Genomic DNA, 23,785 nt, shown 5'->3' with positions numbered 1-23,785 from the left:
GTGTATAATTCGCCTTATGAATGAAAATGATTTAAAAAATATAATATTAGACAATTTAAAAGATAAAAATGAAGAGATAAAAAGAGTTTTTCATGGTCGTGGGAATTTTTATGAAGATTTTTCTCATTTGACAGTTGATAGCATAAATGATACATTATTTGCTAGTTTTTATGAAAGTAACCAAAAAGAGAAAAATATTATTTTAATTTTAGAGGATACTGCAAAAAACAATAATTTTTCAAATTTTATAGTACAAAGAAAATATAAATCAGATGATTTTTATGAGGTAATATTTGGTGGAATTTTAGATGATTTTACAGCTATTGAAAATGGTTTAAAATATAAAATCAACTTTAAAAATAGAAATATTGGACTATTTTTTGATATGAAAAAAGGAAGAGAATATATAAAATCTATATCAAAAGATAAAAGTGTATTGAATCTATTTTCATATACTTGTGCTTTTAGTGTATCTGCAATAGCTGGAGGAGCTTCAACGGTTATAAATGTAGATATGTCAAAACCAAGTTTGAGTATGGGAAGAGAAAATCATAGAATAAATAATCTTGATACAAAAAAGGTAAAATTTCTACCATATAACATATTAAAATCTATCTCTACAATTAGAAAAGATTCACCATTTGATATAGTTATTATTGATCCACCTTCTTTTCAAAAAAACTCATTTGTAGCTTCAAAAGATTATGAGAAAATCATAAAAAAGTTAGACTTACTTACAAAAAAAGGCTCTATTGTACTTGCTTGTTTAAATGATCCATTTTTAAGTAGTGATTTTTTGATTGAGCTATTTAAAATCAATGCAAAAGATTTTCAGTTTGTAGAAAAGTTGGAAAATTCTTTTGAATTTATAACAAATAATGAAGAAAATTCTTTAAAAAGTTTAGTTTTTTTAAAAAAATATTGATATAATCCCGCATTTTACAAAAAAGAATTATCATGGAACACTTCTTAACAACGCTATTTTTAGCTATTTTTCTAGCAACAGTTTTAAATATAATTTTAAAAAAATTTGGTATATCTCAAATTATAGGTTATATTTTAACTGGTATTATCATATCTTATGGTTTTCATTTCAAGGGTGCAAATATGGACTCTCTTGATGCTATAGCTGAATTTGGTATTGTATTTTTAATGTTTACTATTGGACTTGAAATAAGTATTGAAAAAATAAAAAAGATGAAAGAAATTTTACTTTTAAATGGTTTTTTACAAGTTGCAATAAGTGCTATTTTAATATTTTTTGTGGCATATCTTATTTTTCATTTGAGTATTGAAATATCTTTAATAGTTGCATTAGCTTTTTCATTGTCTTCAACAGCTATTGTTCTACCATATTTAAAACAATCAAGAGATATTTATACACCTTATGGCGAAAGAAGTACAGCTATATTGATTTTTCAAGATTTAGCTGTAATTCCTATTTTACTTTTAATATCTTTTTTGACAAATGATACTTTGTCAATTTCAGAAGTTCTTATAAAAACTGCTATTAGTGCAGCTATAATTTTATTTTTTATGTTTATTTTTGGTAAAAAAATAATCACTTGGTTGCTTAGATTTTCAGCAGATACTAGAATGGAAGAACTTTTTATAGGTGCAGTTTTATCGATAGTTATAGGTGCATCTCTTTTAGCTGAATATTTGGGATTTACTTACTCTTTGGGGGCTTTTTTAGCTGGAATGATAATAGCTGATACAAAATTTAGAATTAAAGTTGAATCAGATATCGTAAATTTGAAAGATTTACTTTTAGGTACATTCTTTTTTACTGTTGGAGTAAAAATAGATATTGTATATTTTTTACAAAATATACATATTGTAATTGGTCTGTTTTTACTTGTAATGTTATTAAAAGCAATAGCTGTATATATGATAATTAGAAGAAAATCAGATAAAAATACAGCTATAAAAACAGCGATTGCTCTTTGTCAAGTAGGGGAGTTCTCTTTTGCTATATTTACTTTGGCTTCAAATCAAGGTGTAATACCACAAGAAACAGCTAATTTCTTAGTTTTAATATCTGTAATGTCTATGATTTTAACTCCATTTTTCTTGAACAATATATATAAAATATCAGGAGCTTTGGCAAAAGATTTATATGAAAGTGATAAAATAGAAACCATCAATGATAAAAACCATATTATTGTTTGTGGATTTTCAATTTTAGGTAGAGTTGTAGCAAAAGATTTGGAAGATAGAAAACTTACTTTTGTTATTGTTTCAAATGACTTAAGACAAGTTCAATTAGCTACAAAACTAGGATATAAAGCATTTTTTGGGAATTTAGAAAAAGAGTCAGTTTTAGAGGCTTTAAAAGTTGAAAAATCTTCAAGTATTATTATGACTATAAATGAAACTCAAGATAAAATACTTATTTGTGATGCAATAATGAAATATTGTCCAACTGCAAATATTATTTTAAAATATGAATCTTTGGACGAGAAACAACTTTTAAGTGATCTAAAAATAAAAAAATTTATACACGCCTATGCTCAAATAGGAAAATCACTTGTTGAAGAAGCAACAAATAGTTGTGATATAAAATCATATAAATATGATTAATTTATTATCTATTTCCAACTTTGAGTTGGAAATAGAATAGGTTTTTAAAGAATAGTTATTCTGTTTTTCCCACTATTTTTTGACAGATACATTGCTTCATCAACTCTTAATAAAGCACTCTCTTTAGTCTCTAATTCTTGTATCATAGTCAAACCAAAACTAGCTGTAACATTATATGAACAAATTTCTTCTAATTGTATATCTTGTTCAATACTCTTTCTTAAGTTTTCACAAATTATTTTAGAATTTTCCAAAGAAGAATCTATTAAAGCTATGATAAACTCTTCTCCTCCCCATCTTGCAATTAAATCAGTTTGTCTAATCCCAGATTCTAAGATACTAGCAACTCTTTTTAAAACTAAATCCCCTTTTTGATGACCTAATTTGTCATTTATACTTTTAAAGTCATCTACATCTAAGAATATAAGACTTAGTTGAATATCTTTTCTTCTTTTTAATAATATATGATTTTTTAATTTTTCTTCAAAATCTCTTCTATTTGGTATATCTGTTAAAGCATCAAAAACTAGAAGATATTCCAATTTTTTACTATAATTTTTTATTATTAGAAATACCAAAATTGAGATAATAAAAGTAACAAAAATTGAAAGAATCAAGTTGAGATAAAATATATTATGTACATCTTTTGTAAAATCGTTTAAATTTGCTTCAATCGTTAAATATAAGTCAAGTTCAGGAATATATTTTGTGTTTAATATATGTTTATCCCCATTCTTTGAATTATATTCGATTGTATTTGTTTTTTTTGATAAAATCAAATCCTTATAATTTTTCAAAATTTGATATTCATCTAAACTTGTTTTTGAGTTTATTTGCCTTTCTGATAGGATAACTTTTCCATCTTTATTGAAAAAAGTAACAATAAATTTGTGTTTTAATCTAAAAGATTGTAATAAATCACCAATATATGAAATTTTTATAGCAACTCCAGTAGCTCCTAAAAAATGGTAATCTTTGTCAAAAATTTTGTAGTTTATAAACATAATCATATTATTTGATAAATGTTCATTGAAATCTAAATTTATTTCATGTTTATTTTGGATATTTTTAAAATTAAAATACCACTTATTTTCTTCATTATTTTCATCTATTTTCTCTATAAATCCATTTTGTGTATAGTAATTCTTTGTTGTATCAGATACTAAAAAAGTGTTGAACATATCATATTTATTTTTAATTGCTTCAAGATATCTTATTATCTTTTTATCATTTATTTCTTCATTCACAAGCCAATCTTGTACAAAAGTATCATTCGCCATCATTGAAGATACTAAATAAGGTTCAATAATACCTTTTTGAATATCCGTATAAATATTATCCAAAGAGAGTGGTAAAGCTTGTTCTTTTAACTGATTTTGTGCAGTATTTAAAGATACAACATAGTTGATAATAGAAAGAACGATAGAAAAAAATATTAGTAAAACAGTGATTAGTATTACAACATTATATTTTGATTTTAGTAGCATATATTTTCTTTATTAATTAGATTTATTAGAATATCCTTTTATTCTAAAAATGTAAATAGTAAATATATTTCATCTTATAATTAAATTCTTAAATTTGCAAAAGCATTATGAAGTAAGTGTTTTGAACGTATTAAAGACTATATTTGTACTCTTTCATAACTCATTATTAAGAAAAGCTTTGTTATTTTAGTACACATCTTATACAAAAGGAAAACTATGAAATCAACAGTTCTAAAGCCTGTTTTTATACCTGCGGTCGTCTTTATTACCTTATTGGTGATATTTACTTTTATTAATCCTGCTCTATCCAAGGATATTTTCACTACCACCAAAAATTTTATAGCTGATAAATTTGGTTGGCTTTATATGTTAAGTGTTTCTATTTTTACTATCTTTGCTCTTTTTTTAGCTTTTTCTCCTTATGGTAAATTCAAATTAGGTCCAGATCAATCAAAACCTGACTATTCAAATTTTTCTTGGTTTTCTATGCTATTTTCTGCTGGAATGGGTATAGGAATAATGTTCTGGGGAGTTGCTGAACCTATTGTTCATTATGCAAATCCTCCTATTGGAGAACAAAGTATTCAATCTGCAAAAGATGCTATGGGAATAGTCTTTTTTCACTGGGGATTAAACGCTTGGTCAATATATGCAATAGTTGGATTGGTTTTAGCATATTTTTCATTTAGACATGGCTTACCTTTGACTATTCGATCAGCACTTTATCCACTAATTGGAGATAAAATATATGGAAAAATAGGTCATAGTGTTGATACTATTGCAGTTTTAGGAACAATTTTTGGTGTTGCTACAACTTTAGGATTTGGAGTTTTACAAATAAACTCTGGATTAAACTATGTTTTTGATGTAGAAGTTGGAATAAATACACAAATTATTTTAATTGTTCTTATTTGTGCAATAGCTTTAGCTTCAGTTATATCTGGGCTTGATAGTGGAATAAAAAAACTATCTATTTTAAATGTATATTTAGCTGGATTTTTACTTTTATTTGTATTTGTTGCTGGTCCTACATTTTATCTTTTTGATGCTTTTATTCAAAATATTGGAACATACTTATCAAGTATTGTTGAAAAAACTTTCAATTTATATACTTATGAAGAAAAATCATCGTGGATGAGTTCTTGGACACTATTTTATTGGGCTTGGTGGATATCTTGGGCACCATTTGTAGGAATGTTTATAGCTAGAGTTTCAAGAGGAAGGACTATAAGAGAGTTTATCATTGGAGTTTTATTTTTACCTGCTGGATTTACTTTTTTGTGGATGACTGTTTTTGGAAATAGTGCTTTATATTCTATTTTAAATGAAGGATATACTATTTTGGCAACAGCTGTTTCAAATGATGTTTCTATTGCGCTTTTTAAGTTTTTAGAACTATATCCTTTTTCTACAATAACATCTATTTTTGCAATAGTTTTAGTTGCTGTATTTTTTATAACATCTTCAGATAGTGGTTCTTTAGTAGTTGATACAATTTCAAGTGGAGGAAAAATAAATAATCCAGTTTGGCAAAGAGTATTTTGGGCAATTTCACAAGGAGTTGTTGCAATTGCAATGCTTCTTGCTGGTGGATTGGAAGCTTTACAATCCGCTTCTATTATTATAGCTTTACCTTTTGCTCTTGTTATGCTTGTTTCTTGTTGGGGAGTTTTTAAAGCTTTGAATTTGGAACTTATTAGAAGTGAAAGCTTAAAGCACCATATGAATGCAGGAAGACATGGGAAAATAAGTGGAACTTGGAATTCAAGACTTAGTAGAATTATAGAGTTTCCAAAAGTTGCTGAAACAAAAAGGTTTATAAATGAAGACATAATAGAAGCTATGAATACAGTTGAAACAGAACTTGAAAAATACTCTTGGGTAGTTGAAGTTTCAAATGATAAAGAAAAAGCTATATCAAAGCTAAGAGTTGAGCACTCAAATGACTTTGATTTTATATATGAAGTTCGTGCAAGAAATTACGACACACCACCTTATGCCTATCCAGATAGTGTAAATCCTACAAAAGAACAAAAAAAGTATGCTAGAGCTGAAGTGTTTTTACAAGATGGAAATAAAGCTTATGATATTTATGGATATGATGTAGATGCAATAATTACAGATATTATAGATCAATTTGAAAAGCATAGACACTTTTTAAATAATACTTCTAGCTTAAATCCAGTTATACCTGTGGATTAAATATAAATCAGAGATCATTTAAGATTTCTGATTATATATCTATTCCAAAATAGTGTTTTACTAAATAGCCGATTAAAAAAGATATTATAGCAACTCCAAAAGTTATAGCTGACATTTGTAAAACTCTTTTTGTAAAACTTAAATCTTTTGCAACACTTATATAAAAATTATATGAAACAATAGCTATAAATGCACAAATAAACATCAAAATAATTGATTCTATAATAGAATCAAAAATAAAAAATGGTGATACTAAAATAGCAGTTGTAAGTATATAAGCAATACCAGTATAAGTAGAGTATGTCAAAGGTTTGATAAGTTCACTAGGATTTTCTTTAGCTTCAAGATATGCTGAACCAGCCATTGATAGTGATGCTGCAATACCCATAATAAGCCCAGTAATCCCAACAACTATACTTTTATCAAAAGCAAATGCAAGACCACTTAAAGTTCCAGTTAGTTCTACTAAAGCATCATTCATACCTAAAACTATTGCTCCTGCATAAATAAGTTTTTTATCGTGTAACATATCAATCAAAATAAATTCATGTTCTGTTTCTTGCTTATAAATATTTTTTGATTCTGGATAAATGTCAAAAAGTTCTTTATAAAACTCTTCTGCTCCAGCTTCTCTTTTTTCTAGGGTTTTTAAAGCAAAAGAAGTTCCAAATATTTTTACAAGAAATATATAAAAAAGCACAATAAACTTTTGTGCTTTTAATTGTTGATTTGTGATTTTTACCCAAAAATCATAATGATTTTTCTCTTCATTGGCAATTTTTTCAAATATTTTTTTGTTATTCTCATCTTTTTGATGAAATGCTAAAGATTTATAAATAGTATAATCATTTATCTCATTTTGTTGTTGCTTTAAAGCTTTCTTTAAATTTGATTTATTTGATAAAATATCCATAAAAATCCTTTATAATTTTGATTTATGATTGTACTACAAATAATCTTCTATTATATTTTCCACCCTCCACCTAAAGCTTTATAAAGTTCAATACTCAAAAGTAATCTTGCATATTTGAATTGAATAGATATATCTTTTGCACTATATAAATCTCTTTGCGTATCAAGTAAATCAGATAGTGTCTTTGCACCAGCTTCATATTGAGATTTTGCTAGATTAAATGCTAGTTGAGATTGTTCTAATTCTTTATTTTGTAAGCTTATTTGTTTGTCGATATTTTCTATATTATTTAAAGCTATTTGTACTTCCCAAAAAGCATTTATGATTGTTTGATGATAGTTTATCAACATTTCTTCATATCTAGCTTTTGTCAAATCATAGTTTGCATCAAGTTTACCACCATAAAAAATAGGAATACTTAAAGCTGATAGCAATGTATATATTGGTTTATCAAATATATTTGAGAATTTTTCTGTACTTGTACCTAAACTAGCCCCTAAATTAAAACTAGGTAAAAAATTAGCTCTTGCAACTTGTATATTTGCATTTGCACTTTTCATTAAAGCTTCAGCTTGTGCAATATCTGGACGTCTTAATAACAATTCAGATGGAATTACTAAAGATATTTTAGGAATCTCTATATCATTTAAAGATATTTGTTTAAAATCTAAATTTTCAGTTTTTGCTAAAAGAATACTTAGTGTTTTGTTTTCTTGTTTCAAATCTTTTTCTAACTCTATTAAAACTCTTTCTTGTTGTAAAAGTATTATCTCTTGCTGAGTGAGTTCTAGTTTTGTTGTTGCTCCAAGATTGTATTTTGTATTTATAAGTTCAAATAACTCTTTTGCAATTTTTAAATTTTGTTTTGCTATTTCTATTTTATCATTTAGTGATAAGATATTTAAATATACTTTTGCAACATTTGAAACAATAGTTAATTCTACTGCATCTTTTTGAAATATTGTAGCTTTTAGATTTTCTTTAGCACTTTCATAAAAAGCTCTGTTTTTACCCCAAAAATCTATCTCATAGCTTATATTTAAAGCTGAACTATAACTATTTGTATTTCCATTGTGATTTAATCTTCCATCTCTTGAAGCATTTAATCCTGCACTTATTTGTGGATATAAATCTGCTCCAGATATTTTTGCATTTGCTTTTGCTTGAAGTACTTTATTTATTGCTACTTTTAAATCTAAACTATCATTCTTTGCCTGTGTTATTAAACCATTTAATTCATGGCTTCCAAAACTTTCCCACCAATTTTGATTAATCTCTTCTTTATTATTTTCAAAGTTATTATCCCAATTCTGTGGTAATTCAATCTCTTTTTTTACTATTAAATCATCTTTAGAACTACAACCAAAAATTAAAAAAGGCAAAATTGTTATATAAAAATATTTTTTCATTTTATTACTCTCCATTTAGTGCTACAACAGGATCTAGTTTTGAAGCTTTACTTGCTGGAATATATCCAAAAATAAGCCCAGTAATAACAGCACTAGAAAATGCTATAAGAATAGCTTTGATTGAAAAAATCAACTCTATATTGAAATATATTAAAATAGAACCTATCAATATTGCAACTATTACTCCTGCAATCCCACCTATAAAAGAAACCAAGATAGCTTCTGTTAAAAACTGTCTTTTTATATCACTTTGTCTAGCTCCAGTTGCCATACGAATACCTATCTCTTTTGTTCTTTCTTTTACAGCCATAAGCATTATATTCATAATACCTATACCACCAACTACTAAAGAAATACCACCAATCAAAGCTATCATTATACTTTGGTCTTGATTTGCTTGTTTTTGTGCTTGAATCCTTGAAGGATTATTATATATACGAAAATCATCAGTATCTCTACTGTTTTTTAGAGTATTTGTCATATTTTCTACAGTTTCTTCTGCAATATTATAATCTTGTAGATATGTTTGAATAGCTTCAGAATCTAAAGTATTTAGTAGTTGTGTAGCTCCAACAGTAAAAGGTAAAACTACCATTTGATCATCATCCTTATCTCCACTATAAACTGACATATCAGACAACTCACCAATAACCCTAAATGGTATGTTTTCTATTAAAATATATTTACCTATTGAAGATTCATTTTCAAAAAGCTTATCTTTTATAACTTTTCCTAAAACAGCTACTCTTTCCAAATTTTCTTCATCTTCTTTAGTGAAAAATTCTCCATTTTCTATTTCCCAGTTAAAAATCTTTAAACCAAGTTCATTAGTCATTAAAATAAAAGCACCTATACTTTGATTGCCATATTTTACAGCTACATCAGTTCCTTGTGTAGGAGTTATAAGTTCGATATTATCCAATTGTTCTATTATTTCAATATCTTTAGAATTAAGGGTTCCCATATATTTAGTAATATCATCATGCTTTGGCCAAATAGAAACACGATTGACTCCACCAAAAACTTCCATTTGTTTTAAAGCTTTTTCACTTGTAGCAAGTCCTACTCCCATAAGAACAATTACAGCAGAAACTCCTATAATAATTCCTAAAAGTGTAAGTAAAGTTCTAAATCTATTTACCCAAAGTGTTTTCCAAGCAGTAGAAAATGCTTCACTTATATCTTCAATTATTGAACTATCTTGTTTTATTCCTATTTTCATTTGACCTATAAAGTCTATATTTTCAAAAGAGTTTTTAGAATTTATTTCCTTATAAGTGCTATTTTTACTATCTTCTATTATAAGCCCATCACTGATACGAACTACTCTTTGTGCTTGAGAAGCTACTTCTAAATCATGAGTAATTAATATTATAGTATGACCAATTGTTGCTAACTCTTTTAGTAGTTTCATAACTTCAATACCACTTTTACTATCTAAAGCCCCAGTTGGTTCATCAGCTAATATAATATATCCACCATTCATCAAAGCTCTTGCAATAGAAACTCTTTGTTGTTGTCCACCTGAAAGTTGGTTTGGATAATAATCTTTTTTTGTTTCTAAACCTAAACGATTTAATAACTCATTCGTTCTGTTTTCTCTATCTTCAAAATCAGTTCCTTTATAAATAGAAGGAACTTGAATATTGTGATTTGTATCTAAAGTAGGGATGAGGTGATACCCTTGAAATACAAATCCAAAAGCTTCTCTTCTTAAATATGCTAACTCATCTGCATTAAAATTTGATATATCTTTCCCAGCAAAAAGGTATTCTCCACTACTTGATTTATCTAAACAACCCAAGATATTCATTAAAGTAGATTTTCCAGAACCAGAAGCTCCAACTATTGCTACAAATTCACCAGTATAAATAGATAAATCAATACCATGTAAAACTGTATGAATAGGTGCTCCATCTTTCCCACCATAAGATTTATAAATATTTTTAAGTTCAATTAGTGGAGTTTCTACCATTGTAATCTCTTAGAATCTTTATTGTTTTCAATCTTTGTTATGATTTGTTCACCTTCCTTTAACCCATCTATAACTTCACCAAAAATCCTATCTTTCATTCCTATTTTTACAACTCTATCTTCAATTTTATCATCAACTAAAACTTTTGCTAAATAAGTTCCATTTTCTTGTATATCTAATGTATAAAGTGGTACAACAACTACATTTTTTGCAAAAGATTCTATAAAAAATACCTGTGCAGACATTTGACTCATTAAAACATTGTCGTTATTTTCTATATCAAAAAGTGCTGTATAAGCTACGGCTTTTGTACTAGATGCTTTTACTTCATCCTCTTGATTTACAGGTGCAGGTAAGATTTGTTGTAATTTTGCTTCCCACTTACGAAGTTCTCCATTTGTATCTCTTAGTCCTAAAGTTGTAAAATATAAATCCATTCCAACTTTAAGTTTTCCCACATCAGCTTCAGAAACTTCCGTCCAAACAGTCATTTTTGATAGGTCAGCTATTCTTAAAAGCTTTGGCGTTTCATAAGTGGCATTTAAAGTTTGTCCCTCTTTTGCATTTAGTGATACAACAGTTCCATCCATAGAAGCATATATTTTTGTATATCCTAAAAGTGCTTCATTCCCTTGTAGATTTGATTTTGCACCTTTTATTTGTGCTTTTAAACTTTTTATCTTTGCTTTTGCCATTTTGAAATTTGCTTGAGCTATTTGTACATCTTCAAGTTTTGTAGCATTATTTTTAAAAAGTTGTTCTTGTCTTAAAGCTTGAAAATTAGATAGTTCTAAAGATGCTTCTTGTTCTATTAGCTGTGCATTTAAGTTTTCTAAAGTTGCTCGGTTTTCTTCTACTGTTGCACTTTGTAAGCTTGGGTCTATTTCAACCAACAAATCCCCTTTTTTTACAGTATCTCCAGCTTTTACATAAATTTTTTCGATTTGTCCTGAAACTTGTGCGCCAATATCAACATAATTATGTGGTTGTAAAACTCCCAAAGAAGATACAACATTTTGTATATCACCTTTTTTTATCTCTTCACTTTTAATTTCTTCAACTGCACGAAAAAAATTAAACCAAATTAAAAAAGATATAAAAATCAAGCCAATTAAAAACCCAAATTTCTTTTTATTTTTTAAATATTTTTTTGCCATATTACTCTTAATCCTTTGTTTTAAAAATTACCCTCTATATATAAGACGGAAAAATATAAAAAAACTGACAATAAATATCAAAAAATTTAGAAATTTTCAATTGAGAGTGTATATTTGTAACATATTTAGCTTATTTTTATTTTATTTTAAATTTTTAACACTATTCTAATTTTTCTAAAATCTCATTTATATTCAAGTTTATTTTAGAAAAAGCAAACCATTTTTTACCCAAATCCTTCAAACTAGCTCCCAAATGATATATCTCTTTTTTATCCAAAATCAAAAATCTATCATGTGAATTTTTAAAAGTTTTTAGTGTTATATTTTTATAAGGAAAGTATTTTTGTAACATATCCTTGCTATTATATATTTTTTAAGATAGAATGTACTCGTTAAAGATGATTTAGAGTTTAATCACATCTTTAGTTTGCTTTTATTGATACTCACAAAATTAATACTAACACCTAATAAAATAATAACTCAATATTACACTTTATAAAATACTTCAATTGAAGTAAATAATTTAATTAAGGAATTGCTATGGCAAATCAAAATATCGGAACAGTAAAATGGTTCAACACTGACAAAGGTTTTGGATTTATCCAATTAGAAAATTCAACAGATGAGTTTTTTGTTCATCATAGTGAAATTAACTCTTCAGGTTATGGAAGATCATCATTAAGTGATGGTCAAAAGGTATCTTTTGAAATTGGTAAAAACGATAAAGGTCCTCAAGCAAAAAATGTTAGTGCTATCTAACAAAATAGAATAAGTAAGGATATAAATGTCGATAACGTATATTAGTACAAAAATAAAACAATTAGTTTTAATAAAACTTTTAGATAGTGGAGAAAATATAATTGATGCAAGTTCAAAATCAGGATTATCTGTAGAATTTGCTAAAAAATATTTAAGTACTAAATAATTTACATACAAAGGGAGTTTTCTCTCTTTATATTGTTCTTCTTATTTCAAAAAATAATATCTCAAGATAAGTTTGCTTTAATATCTTTTTTTAGATAGAATGAATTTAAAGGCGATATAAAGGTCTACAATATATTATTTTATCTTATTTACTACTACAATAATTTACTTTATACTCTGCCAAAATAATCTAAGGAATTGTGATGACAAATCAAAATACAGCACCTACTAAATGGTTAAATTTAGAAAAAATATTGGAACTTTACCAGCGTTATGAAAGGTATTAGATTTAAATATCAAACCATAGAGTTTGGGGAAGAAGATATCCATATTAGAACACTAAAAGATACTCAACAATTTAGTGATACCGATAATGTAGCAGAAAACTTAGGAATATCTAGTGCTACTTGGCCTTTATTTGGAGTAGTTTGGCCTTCAGCTGAAGTATTGGCAAACTATATTCAAGATTATGACTTTAAAAATAAAAGAATACTAGAAGTTGGATGTGGAATTGGACTTTCTAGCCTTATTTTAAACAAATTACATGCAGATATAACTGCAACAGATTATCACCCTGAAGCTGAAAACTTTTTAGATGTAAATACTGGACTTAATAACGATGAAGAAATACCTTTTGTAAGAGTAGATTGGAATAAAATATACTCTGAAAAACTTGGGAAATTTGATTTAATAATTGGAAGTGATCTATTATATGAAAGAGGTCATGTTGAATTACTATCTTCTTTTATAAATGCTCATGCAAATTCAAATTGTAAAGTTATTTTGGTTAATCCAAATAGAGGACATCAAGCAAAATTTACTGCTAAAATGCAAGAATATGGTTTTTCTTGTATCTCTTTTGAACCAGAAAACACTGACTATTTAGATGAACCTTATAAAGGTAAGATTTTTAAATATGTAAGAGAATAAATTTTTTTAGTTAAATATAAAGAGAGATTAAGTTATCTTTATGTTTAGCTTATTTTTATTTTAGATTAAATTTTTAACACTATTCTAATTTTTCTAAAATCTCATCTATATCTAAACTCATTTTAGAAAAGGCAAACCATTTTTTACCCAAATCCTTCAGACTTGCACCCAAATGATATATCTCTTTTTTATCAAGTATTAAAAATCTATCATGTGAATTTTTAAAAGTTTTTAGTGTTATATTTTTATATTGTTTTTGATACTTTTCAAAATCTAAATTTAGTTGTTTTGAAATGTTGTTTGTGTAAATAGTAAAGTTTATATTTGGATATTTACTAAAAAGAGTAAAAACTGTATCATCTATATAGTTATCTATTAAAATTATTTCGTTTTTTGGTAACTTTAGTAAATCATTTATAAATTTGTATGAATCATATATTTGTCCATCATAAAATATTCCTTGATTAGTTTCTAGTTTATTTTCTTTTATCTTAGATTTTAAAATCTTTACATCATTTTCTAATGATAATAATCTTTGTTCAGTTAATTTATGTACATTTAAAACATATCCATCATTTATATAATCTTTGAGTATTGTTGTAGCCCATTTTCTAAACTTGGTAGCTTTTTTAGAATTCACCCTATATCCAACAGAGATTATTATATCAAGATTATAAAAATTTATTTTTCTTAGCTTTCCATCTTTTGCAACCCGTTCCAAAATGGAACAAGTTGAATTTTGATCCAATTCTTCATCTTTATAAATATTGCCAATGTGTTTTACAATAGCTGGTCTATTTACATTGAAAATATATGCAATTTCATCTGCACTTAGCCAAACTGTTTGGCTATCTACTGAAACTTTTAGTTCTAGTTCACCATCATTGTAAACTACTAAATTTGATAATTCTTCCATTTTATATCCCTATGATAACAATCTTAAAATCTCATCTATATTCAAGTTTATTTTAGAAAAAGCGAACCATTTTTTACCCAAATCCTTCAAACTAGCACCCAAATGATATATCTCTTTTTTATCAAGTATTAAAAATCTATCATGTGAATTTTTAAAAGTTTTCAAAGATATATTTTTATATTGTTTTTGATATTTCTCAAAATCTAAATTTAGTTGTTTTGAAATATTGTTTGTATAAATAGTAAAGTTTATATTTGGATATTTACTAAAAAGAGTAAAAACTGTATCATCTATATAGTTATCTATTAAAATTATTTCGTTTTTTGGTAACTTTAGTAAATCATTTATAAAACTGTAAGAGTCATATATTTGTCCATCATAAAATATACCTTCTGATGGTTTCAAATTTTTATCTTCTAAAGCACTAAATAGCTTATTAAAATTCTCATCGTGAGTTGTTAATTTTTGTTCAATTTGAGTAAATCTTTGAAAAATAGAAGCATTATCCAGTAAAAACTTTCTCATTTTTACAAAACTATTTATTATCATAATGCTTGTTTGTATGGCTGTATCGCTTTTCAAAATAGCACTTAGCATAGAAACACCTTGTTCTGTAAAAGCATAAGGTTGTATTCTTCTACCACCGTGTTGTCTTGAGGTCACAAATTGTGACCTCAAGTTTTCATACTCAATTTTAGTTAATTGAAAACGAAAATTATCAGGAAATCTCTCAATATTTCTTTTTACTGCTTGGTTAAATACTTTTGTCTCAACATCATATAGTTTTGCTAAATCTTCATCTAGCATAACTTGTAATCCACGAATAGTATAAATCTTACTATTTATATCTTCCAATACTAAATTCATAATAATCTCCCTATAAATTATCATAAGATTATAACACAAATTTAGATTTCTATAACAAGTATCATAATGTAGTTTTATACCCTTAAGTATGAGTTCCAAAGTAAAAAGGAAAGTATATTTTTTATCGAAATTTTAATCTCAAAATTAAATAAATACTTTGAAACCAACACCTAAAAGTACAAAGAGAGTAAAAACTCTCTTTATTTTAAAATTCCATTTTCATAGAAAATGCAACAGCTCTTGGATCGCCTAACATATTACTTCTTGTCCAGTAAACTTCATTAGTTAGGTTTTGTATATTTAGATTAAAAGTTGTTGGGTATTTATCTAGTTTTGTTTTATATCTAAGCCCAGCATCATAAAGTGTATATGATGGTATTTTATCAGTATTTGCTTCATTTGCATAGCTTTTACCAGTATAGTAAGCTCCTGCATTTATAGATAAACCATTTACATAAGGAATATTATATTCTGCAAAAATTTTTGCCATTTTTGTAGTCGCATTTGTAGGCTTTTTACCTTCAAGTGTTGGATCTGTTGCTTTTTCAACACTTAAATCCATAAATGTTACCCCACCCATAAGTGTAAGATTATCTGTAACTTTTCCAGTAAGTCCAACTTCTATTCCTTGATGTATCTGTTCTCCATCTTGTGTTAAAGTTGGTTTTGGTGTTGTTGTTTTATCTTCATATTGATTTGCCTTTTCTATTCGGAATAATGAAGCCGTTAAAAGTGCTTTTTCATCTAGCATACTATACTTTCCACCAATCTCATATTGTTTACTTTTATATGGATTTAAAATTTCACCTTCATTTTTATAATAATCTCCAACTATTGTTCCATCTTCTAAACTTTCTATATATGTAGCATAAGTTGTAATGTTTTCAAATGGTTTATATATAAGAGATAAAGTAGGAGTTAATTCTGATTCATCATATTTTGTATTAGTTGAATTAACTGCAATATTAGAGTAAGTTTTGCTTATAACTGTTGCATAATTTACTCCAACTAAAGCACTCCATTGATCATTAAAAGTTATATCATCTCCAATTAAAATATTTTTATATTCAGATTTAGTAGAAGGTTTTAATGATTTTGTTCCTATTGTACCAAAACTACTCCAATCAGGTTCTGATAAATTTTTTATATTATTTAAAGAAACATTTCCATCAAATCTATAAAAATGACCTTGGTCTGCTCTTAGAGAATGTTTTCTTGTATTCATAGAATAACCAATAGTTAAATTATGATTTATATTTAAAGTATCAAAATTTGAATCTAAAAATATATTTCCACCATAATTTTCTGTTTCTTGCCAAGCTCCTTTCCAAATATATGTATCCCAACTTGATAAACTAGATATAACAGTATTGTCTTCAACACTAGCCGTTATATCACTTCCTCTTGACTTTGATTTTTCATACATTAAATTAGTTCTCAATGTAAAGGTATCATTTATATTCCAATTTGTATTATTCTCTACTTTATTTAATTTTAATTCATCTTGTATCCAATCTGGGCTAAAACCTTTACTTTTATCAATTGCTTTACGGTCTGAAACATTATTAAAATAAAAATTTCCTGCTTTTTCTAAAGAATTTTTATAAGAGTATTTTATATCTGTATAAAAATTATCTGTTGGTTTCCAATCAAAAACTAGACTAATAGCTTTCTCTTCTTTATCAGATTCATTTGGAAGTTCTCCATTTTGATAAAATCCATTTATTCTATATCCAAAAGTATTATCTTCATTAAATTGTCCACCTAAGTCAATATGTCCATAATAAGACTCTTTTCCATAACTACCTATTGAGATATTTCTTAAATCTTCTGTTGTTGGTTTTTTTGTTATATAATTAACTGCTCCTCCAACTCTTCCCCCACCATATAAAAATCCTGTTGCACCATTTATAATTTCTACCCTTTCTATATCTTGCATCATTGGTGCACTTGCCCATTTAGTCGCATATGGAATACCATTAATAATTGGATTATTTACTTCAAATCCACGAATAGTTACCCATTGAGCATCTCCTAAACCAGTAAGAGCTTGTCCAGTTTCTTGAGTAGTTGAGTTCATTTTAAAAATCTGGTTCATATCTTTTGCTTGAACATTTTCAATTAAGTCTTTTGAGATTATACTCATTGAGTATGGAGTGTCTTGTAGTTTTCTTTCATTCCAAATACCTATTCCTTTTGTTTCTTCTACAAGGTAGCCTGATTCTGCACTTCCATTTCTACCAGTATTTACCGAAACATCATCTAAGATATAAGTTCCATTTATCACTTTTACAGAAGATAACTTTTTTATGATAATAGTTTCGTGTTCAATCGTTGCTTCAATTCCTGTTCCTTCAAACATTTGTTTTAAAGCTTCATCTATATTTTCCACATCTTCTATTTTGTTTGTTTTGATATTGTTTAATATACTTGTATCCCCTATAAAAGGTATGTTTGAAAGCTTTGATATTTTCTCAATAGCTTTTATAGCATTTGTATCTTCAACTGTATATGAAGCAGCATAAAGATTTGTAGCCAAAAGTAGGGCTAAACTAGGTGCGATTATTGTTTTTTTGTAAAACATCTTTTTCTCCATTTTCTTAAGTTTAATTTTGAGAATTACATTCCCTATATAAGAAGACGAAAAAGTTTGACATTCCTGACATCAAATTTTGAAATTTGTTAAAATTTAATTTTTTTGCTTATAAAAAACATCCAAAAATTTAATTATTAATCTATTTATATATAAATTACATATATAATAGTTGTATGCAATCTATAGGAGCATTTATGGATAAAGATCAAGTATTGAATTACCTTAAAAATCATAAACAATATATATTTAATACTTTTGGGCTAAATAAAATTGGACTTTTTGGATCTTTTGCAAGGAATGAAAATAAGGACTCAAGTGATATAGATATTCTTTTTGAAGTAGAGAAAGATAAAAAATTTTCAATGTTTCAGTATCTTAAATTAAATAAATACTTAGAAGATAATCTTAAAATAAAAGTTGATTTAGTAAGAGAAGCAGCTATAAAAGATGATATGAAACCATATATAAGAAAAGATTTAATTTATGTTTAGTACTAATAGAGATTGGACATTATATGTTAAAGATATTTATAAAGAGTGTTTAAATATTGAAAAATTTATATTAAATGTAACTTATGAAGAGTTTACAAATAATTTAGAAAAAGTTTATGCTGTAGCAAAAGCTTTTGAAAATATTGGAGAAGCTGTAAAACAAATACCTAAAGATGTTACATCAAAATATCCAGATATCCCTTGGAGTGAAATAGCAAAAATGAGAGATATCTTAACTCATCATTACTTTGGAGTTGATGATAAAATTTTGTGGGATACATTAGATGAAGATTTTAATGTTTTTAAAAATACAATATTTGAAATTTTAACTCAAATAAATAATAAATAATTCTTATTTTATAACAATACTACCACTCAAAAATTATATCACAAATAAAACATATCAAATTTTGAAATTTGTTAAATTAGTGATTTCTTTGTCTAAAAATTGTTAAGATATAAATTGTTGAAGTGTTTATTTTAAAAACTATTGTATATCCTTTAAAAATCAAATCTCTTGTTTCTTCATCGTCATAAAAAAACTTTCTCAAATGCATTATCTAAATCTAAGCCATTATTTTTTGATATATTATTTATAGCTGTTTCTACTTTTTGCTTGGCTTCTTCTTTTGTTAAAGTAAGTTGTTCTGGAAAGTTGTTTGGTTTTAAATCTTCAAGAACCAATTTATAAAGATACTCTTTTATATTTTCTGTTGATTTGAATTCTTTATATAAAAGGTTTTCTATTTGTTTATCTTCTATCTGAATTGAAATCATTTGAACTCCTATTTTTTGGATAAATTTTATAGATATTTGGAAATTATAACATATTATTCAAAATATGATAAAACTATTGTTAGTATATAAATATCTAAGAATTATACTATTTTATAACAATCATATTATCTTGTTTTACAACTTTAACTCTATGGATTTTAGGTAAAACTTTTAAAAAATTATCAAAATGTTTTACATCAAAACTACCACTTATTGGATAATATTTTGCTTTTTGTGATTCAAATACTATATTTATATCCAAATGTTTTGAGAATTCATCAAGAACTTTATCTAATCTAGTTTGATTAAAGTTATATTTCCCTTGTATCCATAGTAGTTTATCATTTATATTTTCATCTTTTAGGCTTATTTTATTTGCATGTTTATCAAGATTTAAAGACTGATTTGTTGTAACAATAGATATTTCTTTACCATCTTTTGCTGATACTTTTACTCTACCTTCCAAAACATTTACTACTATTTGTTCATCAAAATTTATAACTTCAAATTTTGTACCTAAAACTTCGATATTTATTTTATTTGCATTTATTATAAAGGGTTGTTCTTTATTTGAAGTTACATCAAATATTGCTTTTCCTGTCGATAATTCTACTACTCTTTTAGTTTTGTAATACTTTACATCTATTGAAGTATTTGCATCTAAAGATATTTTAGAGTTATCAGGAAGTAAAATGTTGTTTTGGATTTTATTTGATGCTTGATAAAATTTTGAATAATTTGCAAATTCAACAAAAAATGATACATAAAATATAGCCACGATACAGGCAGCAGCTAGTAGAGTAACTATTTTAAAAAATCTTTTTCTTTTATTTATTTGTTCTCTATTTTGTTTTACTTCATTTCTTAATTCATCTAAAAAATCTTTAGGTAGAGATTTTACTTGTCTTATTAGTTCTTTATCTTCAATACTTTCATTTGGCATTAGTATTCTTCTTTTCTTCTTAATTTTTCTTTTAATTCAAATTTTGCTCTTGACAAATGTTTTTCTACTGCTACAAAAGAGATATTCATAATTTCTGCAATCTCTTGTTTTGTATAATCTTCTAAAACATAAAGTACAAAAGCCTCTTTCATTTTTGGTGGAAGTTTTCTTAACTCTTTCATTAGAACTTCTTGATTGTTTTGTTCAATCAATATATCTTCTGGAGTTTCTTGTTCTAAGACAATAAACTCTTCATCAAACTCTATTTCTTGAAAATCTTTATTTTTTCTTACTGCATCAACAATAATATTTTTACATACTCTATACAATAAAGCTCTTGGATTATCTACTTTTTGGCTATTTTGAATGATGAGTGCTTTTTCAAAAGTTTCTTGGACTATATCTTGTGCTAGGTCTTTGTCTGAAACCTTATTTCTAACATATAACAAAAGTTCTTTATAATAATTTAACATTTGATTAATCTATCTTTATCTTAGTTTTAAAATCTATAATTGTAATCATAAAATGATTAGTAAAAACTTAAGGTTAAATCAGAAATCTATTAAGATTTCTGACTTTTTAGAGAGTAAAGTTCCAATATTCTCATAATAATAGCAGAGATATAAGGAATAGTTTGAATAAAAATAGTTGCTGCAAATACATAAATTTCTATAATTCCAGTATCATTTGTATATATTAAAGATATAAATGCAGTTGTAAGTAAAATTGCTAAAATCATTTCGTATTTGATAGGGCTTGAACCTTTTTTAGCTTTTCCACCTTTTTGAGTTCTTTTAAATGGTAAACCATCTTTTATAAATCCATCAAATACAGCTTTAAATATTATTAGTTGTAAACTCATAGAAGCAATAGAACTTAAGAAAATTTCTTTAAAAGTTGCTTTTACTTTTGTTCTATACAATATAAATGTATGTAAAATATTTACTATAAATGCTGTAATAATAGGAATAGTTAAAGGAATAGTCGGAATAGTAACTCCAACAAATATAATAACTGGCACCCAAATAATATTCATAATAGCCATTATTGGACCCATAGCATCACTTAACCAGAAAAACCAACCAGTAACAAATTTATTTTTTTGTCTTGGAGACAATTTTTTTGAACTAGGTTTAAATTCTCGCCAGTGTTTTTTAAGAATTTGTATAGCTCCATAAGCCCATCTATGTCTTTGAGTTTTAAATGCTTCAACTGTATCAGGAAGAAGTCCATATCCATATCTTCTGTTTGTATAGTGAGCTGTATATCCAGCTTCAAATAGTCTAAGACCTAATTCACTATCCTCAACAATTGTATCAGTTCCCCAACCACCAACTTCCATCATAGAACTAAGTCTTACCATAACCATTGTTCCATGAACAACTATGGCATTTTCTTCATTTCTATCAACCATTCCAATATCAAAGAAACCTGCATATTCAGCATTCATAGCAGCTTTAATTATACTTTCATTTCCATCTCTATGGTCTTGAGGTGCTTGAACAATAGCAACTTTTGGATCATCAAAAAGTGGTACTAAATCAACAAGCCAAGGAGATTCAACTTTATAATCTGCATCAATAACAGCTACTATTTCAGCATTTTTATCTGTATATTCTAAAGCAGTGTTTAGTGCTCCTGCTTTGAAACCAGTACAAGTAATATCAAGATATTTAAATTTTTCTCCTAGTTTTTCACACAATTCTTTGATAGGTGCTTTGTAATAATCTTCTGGAGTATTGTTTATGATAACTAAAACTTCATAATTTGGATATGTAAGTTTTGATAAACTTGTTAATGTTTCAGCTAAAACATGAGGTTCTTCTTTGTATGCTGGAACGTGAATAGATACTAAAGGTGCATTTTGTGATTTTAGATCAAGTGGAACTAATCTTGATGGTGGAACACCAATAGAACTTCTAAATAGCTCATTTGCTTTTGCTAGAGTTATAATCACAAGTGGAATCATCAAAAATGTTCCCATTCCCCACATGACCCACATACCAAAATTCATATAGTTGATAAATGGATAAATAGCAGCCATTACAATACCAAATGCCATACCTTGAGCAGCAATAGCATAGGCAAAAGCATGACTAATATTTACTCTTTGGTTTTTAAGTCCAAAAATAGTTAATAAAGCTCCGATTATAATAGCAGCAATCATCTGATATAACCAATATTGATTTAATTCAACTTCTCCAGATAATTGGAATTTTAAAGCACGGTTTGTAGTAAAAATTCCCCAATATTGTCCAACATTTCCTTCATCATATCCTTTCCAAGGTTGATCAAATGCTTCGATAATATTGTAGTGCCAACCTTTTTCGTGTGCTAAGTTTACAAATCCACGAATTGCTTGTGCTTGGTTTTTAATATTTGGAACAGCACTATTGTTGTTGTACCCGTGGCTTGGCCAACCAGTTTCCCCGATAACTATTTTTCTATTTGGGAATAGTTGTTCAACTACACTATATTTTTCAATTATAAATTCATTGTATCTATCTATTGGCACTTTTTCCCAATAAGGTAAAATGTGAATAGTTAAAAAATCAACATGACTTGCAAGTTCAGGATGTTTTTCCCATTGATCCCAAGTTTCGGCTGTTGTTACTGGTTTATCTGTAACATCTCTTAAAAAATCTATATAGGCGTATAGTTCTAAAGGTTCTATATCTTTTCTCAGAAGTACCTCATTCCCTACTATAACAGAGTCAATTCTATGTGGATACTCTTGTATTATTTTTATTGCTCGTTGTATTTCAAGATTGTTGTCTTCTAAATCGCCTCCTATCCAAAGTCCTAAATCAATAGGTAATTTTGAATCTTTACTAGATTCTAAAATTTTATAAGCTTCTAATGTTCCATAAGTTCTTAATTTATTTGTAAAATTTTCTAGCATATTAACATCATAAGAAATTTGTTCACTAGATAATATTTTTTTATCGTACCCTTCAAAAGGTGAGTATGATAAAGATTCAATCTTATCAAAAGAGCTTTCATTTAATGTTACTAAATTGTCTCTTGACAACCAAAAAAAGACTTGAAAAAGTCCAGCCATTATAAGACCTAAGATGATGTATCTCAAAAAAAATCCTTCTACGAAATATGATGGGAATATTAACATTATTTTGTTACAATGAAACTTATTAGAATTTTGTGAAGGAATTGTTTTGAATTTTATTTTTTTAGCTTTTTTAACTTCTTTAGTTGCAACTTTAGGAAGTTTGTTTTTTTCGGAAATTATGTATTTTGTTCCTTGCAGTTTGTGTTGGTATCAAAGAATATTTATGTATCCATTGGTTTTAATATTTTTATTAAATCTTTTATATCCAGACAATAATATATTTAAATATAGTTTTCCTTTGGTTATAGTTGGTATGGGAATAGCTATTTATCATAATTTACTTATTGTAGGAATAATTCCTGAAACATTGTCTCCTTGTGTTAGTGGAGTTCCTTGTAGTGTTGATTATTTAAACTATTTTGGATTTATAACTATTCCACTATTATCTTTTGTTGCATTTTTCATAATCTTTATTCTTTTAGTTGCCTATAAAAAAAGGGTTTCTTAATTGTTTGTTATCTTTTTTTCGTTAGAGTTTTGAAAAAATT

22 protein-coding genes are annotated in these 23,785 nt (G+C 26.6%); 9 read left to right on the top strand and 13 right to left on the bottom strand.

The genetic code is table 11. The annotated features are described in order from the left end of the window. Nucleotides 1–16 precede the first annotated feature (16 nt). Both CRU91_RS05100 and CRU91_RS05095 read left to right on the top strand, forming a co-directional pair. Nucleotides 17–925: a class I SAM-dependent methyltransferase gene (locus CRU91_RS05100; protein ID WP_113894067.1), complete on the top strand. Its 909-nt coding sequence runs from the start codon at nucleotides 17–19 to the stop codon at nucleotides 923–925. Nucleotides 926–957: 32 nt separating this feature from the next. Continuing rightward, nucleotides 958–2,583: a cation:proton antiporter gene (locus CRU91_RS05095; protein WP_113894065.1), complete on the top strand. Its 1,626-nt coding sequence runs from the start codon at nucleotides 958–960 to the stop codon at nucleotides 2,581–2,583. Nucleotides 2,584–2,627: 44 nt separating this feature from the next. On the opposite strand, the gene CRU91_RS05090 is transcribed toward CRU91_RS05095, so the two are convergent. Further along, nucleotides 2,628–4,070 (bottom strand): sensor domain-containing diguanylate cyclase, encoded by a 1,443-nt coding sequence (locus CRU91_RS05090; RefSeq protein WP_113894063.1) that lies wholly within the window; start codon nucleotides 4,068–4,070, stop codon nucleotides 2,628–2,630. Nucleotides 4,071–4,286: 216 nt separating this feature from the next. Between CRU91_RS05090 and CRU91_RS05085 the strand changes: the two genes are divergently transcribed. Then, complete coding sequence (locus tag CRU91_RS05085) at nucleotides 4,287–6,272, top strand: BCCT family transporter (RefSeq protein WP_113894061.1); 1,986 nt, start codon at nucleotides 4,287–4,289, stop codon at nucleotides 6,270–6,272. 31 nt (nucleotides 6,273–6,303) lie between these two features. Here the strand turns inward: CRU91_RS05085 and CRU91_RS05080 are convergent, their stop codons facing one another. From CRU91_RS05080 to CRU91_RS05060, 5 genes are all read right to left on the bottom strand, one after another. Then, nucleotides 6,304–7,185 (bottom strand): VIT1/CCC1 transporter family protein, encoded by an 882-nt coding sequence (locus tag CRU91_RS05080; RefSeq protein WP_113894059.1) that lies wholly within the window; start codon nucleotides 7,183–7,185, stop codon nucleotides 6,304–6,306. 50 nt (nucleotides 7,186–7,235) lie between these two features. Further along, entirely contained in the window at nucleotides 7,236–8,594 is a 1,359-nt protein-coding gene (locus tag CRU91_RS05075; protein WP_222718402.1) for an efflux transporter outer membrane subunit, read from the bottom strand. 4 nt (nucleotides 8,595–8,598) lie between these two features. Next, nucleotides 8,599–10,569 (bottom strand): ABC transporter permease, encoded by a 1,971-nt coding sequence (locus tag CRU91_RS05070; RefSeq protein ID WP_113894042.1) that lies wholly within the window; start codon nucleotides 10,567–10,569, stop codon nucleotides 8,599–8,601. Continuing rightward, nucleotides 10,563–11,726 (bottom strand): efflux RND transporter periplasmic adaptor subunit, encoded by a 1,164-nt coding sequence (locus CRU91_RS05065; protein WP_113894040.1) that lies wholly within the window; start codon nucleotides 11,724–11,726, stop codon nucleotides 10,563–10,565. Before CRU91_RS05065 ends, CRU91_RS05070 begins: the two co-directional genes overlap by 7 nt. A 160-nt stretch (nucleotides 11,727–11,886) precedes the next feature. Beyond that, nucleotides 11,887–12,078, bottom strand: coding sequence for a hypothetical protein (locus tag CRU91_RS05060; RefSeq protein WP_257118834.1), 192 nt, complete (start codon nucleotides 12,076–12,078; stop codon nucleotides 11,887–11,889). A 188-nt stretch (nucleotides 12,079–12,266) separates the two neighbouring features. On the opposite strand from CRU91_RS05060, the gene CRU91_RS05055 reads away from it, so the two are divergent. The 3 genes from CRU91_RS05055 (at nucleotide 12,267) to CRU91_RS05050 (ending at nucleotide 13,580) form a co-directional block, all read left to right on the top strand. Next, a complete protein-coding gene (locus tag CRU91_RS05055; RefSeq protein WP_113894038.1) occupies nucleotides 12,267–12,485 on the top strand; it encodes a cold-shock protein in 219 nt (72 codons plus the stop codon). Nucleotides 12,486–12,510: 25 nt separating this feature from the next. Further along, nucleotides 12,511–12,651, top strand: a complete 141-nt coding sequence (locus CRU91_RS12225; protein ID WP_222718400.1) for a hypothetical protein — start codon at nucleotides 12,511–12,513, stop codon at nucleotides 12,649–12,651. A gap of 272 nt (nucleotides 12,652–12,923) precedes the next feature. Further along, the gene (locus tag CRU91_RS05050) at nucleotides 12,924–13,580 is read left to right on the top strand and encodes a class I SAM-dependent methyltransferase (protein ID WP_113894036.1); all 657 of its coding nucleotides are present in this window, start codon (nucleotides 12,924–12,926) and stop codon (nucleotides 13,578–13,580) included. Nucleotides 13,581–13,659: 79 nt separating this feature from the next. On the opposite strand, the gene rhuM is transcribed toward CRU91_RS05050, so the two are convergent. From rhuM to CRU91_RS05035, 3 genes are all read right to left on the bottom strand, one after another. Then, complete coding sequence (gene rhuM / locus CRU91_RS05045; protein WP_113894034.1) at nucleotides 13,660–14,496, bottom strand: RhuM family protein; 837 nt, start codon at nucleotides 14,494–14,496, stop codon at nucleotides 13,660–13,662. Nucleotides 14,497–14,505: 9 nt separating this feature from the next. Next, complete coding sequence (locus tag CRU91_RS05040; RefSeq protein ID WP_113894032.1) at nucleotides 14,506–15,363, bottom strand: ORF6N domain-containing protein; 858 nt, start codon at nucleotides 15,361–15,363, stop codon at nucleotides 14,506–14,508. Between the two features lie 205 nt (nucleotides 15,364–15,568). Continuing rightward, nucleotides 15,569–17,947: a TonB-dependent siderophore receptor gene (locus CRU91_RS05035; protein ID WP_113894030.1), complete on the bottom strand. Its 2,379-nt coding sequence runs from the start codon at nucleotides 17,945–17,947 to the stop codon at nucleotides 15,569–15,571. Between the two features lie 206 nt (nucleotides 17,948–18,153). Here CRU91_RS05035 and CRU91_RS05030 point away from each other — a divergent pair, with 206 nt between their 5' ends. Continuing rightward, a complete protein-coding gene (locus tag CRU91_RS05030) occupies nucleotides 18,154–18,450 on the top strand; it encodes a nucleotidyltransferase family protein (RefSeq protein WP_222718398.1) in 297 nt (98 codons plus the stop codon). Further along, on the top strand, nucleotides 18,443–18,799 hold the full coding sequence (locus tag CRU91_RS05025; RefSeq protein ID WP_113894026.1) for a HepT-like ribonuclease domain-containing protein: 357 nt from the start codon (nucleotides 18,443–18,445) through the stop codon (nucleotides 18,797–18,799). Before CRU91_RS05030 ends, CRU91_RS05025 begins: the two co-directional genes overlap by 8 nt. 182 nt (nucleotides 18,800–18,981) lie before the next feature. On the opposite strand, the gene CRU91_RS05020 is transcribed toward CRU91_RS05025, so the two are convergent. From CRU91_RS05020 to CRU91_RS05005, 4 genes are all read right to left on the bottom strand, one after another. Next, nucleotides 18,982–19,227, bottom strand: a complete 246-nt coding sequence (locus CRU91_RS05020) for a hypothetical protein (protein WP_113894024.1) — start codon at nucleotides 19,225–19,227, stop codon at nucleotides 18,982–18,984. A 106-nt stretch (nucleotides 19,228–19,333) separates the two neighbouring features. Then, complete coding sequence (locus CRU91_RS05015; RefSeq protein WP_113894022.1) at nucleotides 19,334–20,170, bottom strand: FecR family protein; 837 nt, start codon at nucleotides 20,168–20,170, stop codon at nucleotides 19,334–19,336. Next, nucleotides 20,170–20,643 carry an RNA polymerase sigma factor gene (locus tag CRU91_RS05010; RefSeq protein WP_113894020.1) on the bottom strand — a complete coding sequence of 158 codons (474 nt, stop codon included), beginning with the start codon at nucleotides 20,641–20,643 and terminating at the stop codon, nucleotides 20,170–20,172. Before CRU91_RS05010 ends, CRU91_RS05015 begins: the two co-directional genes overlap by 1 nt. An 89-nt stretch (nucleotides 20,644–20,732) precedes the next feature. Further along, nucleotides 20,733–23,258: a glycosyltransferase family 2 protein gene (locus tag CRU91_RS05005; RefSeq protein WP_113894018.1), complete on the bottom strand. Its 2,526-nt coding sequence runs from the start codon at nucleotides 23,256–23,258 to the stop codon at nucleotides 20,733–20,735. A gap of 85 nt (nucleotides 23,259–23,343) precedes the next feature. On the opposite strand from CRU91_RS05005, the gene CRU91_RS05000 reads away from it, so the two are divergent. Next, entirely contained in the window at nucleotides 23,344–23,745 is a 402-nt protein-coding gene (locus CRU91_RS05000) for a disulfide oxidoreductase (RefSeq protein ID WP_113894016.1), read from the top strand. Nucleotides 23,746–23,785 lie beyond the last annotated feature (40 nt).

Source organism: Aliarcobacter vitoriensis (genome assembly GCF_003316695.1).
In the GTDB taxonomy this organism is placed as follows: Bacteria; Campylobacterota; Campylobacteria; order Campylobacterales; family Arcobacteraceae; genus Aliarcobacter; species Aliarcobacter vitoriensis.
Note: the sequence above shows the minus strand (reverse complement) of the source record. Positions and strands in the feature narration are given on the sequence as shown.